The organism is uncultured Vibrio sp. (assembly GCF_947488985.1).
Classification (GTDB): domain Bacteria; phylum Pseudomonadota; class Gammaproteobacteria; order Enterobacterales; family Vibrionaceae; genus Vibrio.
The window spans coordinates 1-245 of record NZ_CANLBV010000380.1 but is presented as its reverse complement, the minus strand read 5'-3'; the positions used below and the strand labels follow the sequence as shown (position 1 = coordinate 245).

The 245-nt window shown below is 34.7% G+C and carries 1 pseudogene; it reads left to right on the top strand.

The features are described 5' to 3' along the window. A pseudogene (locus Q1A70_RS20700) lies at positions 1–245 on the top strand (hypothetical protein); the annotation flags it as partial.

Genomic DNA, 245 nt, shown 5'->3' with positions numbered 1-245 from the left:
ACTGATGTCGATAAGCGTTTTGATCTAGTCGATAAACGATTTGATGAAATGAAAACTGATGTCGATAGACGTTTTGACCTAGTCGATAAACGATTTGATGACATGAAAATTGATGTCGATAAACGTTTTGACCTAGTCGATAAGCGTTTTGATGAAATGAAAATTGATGTCGATAAACGTTTTGACCTAGTCGATAAGCGTTTTGATGAAATGAAAACTGATGTCGATAGACGTTTTGATGAAGT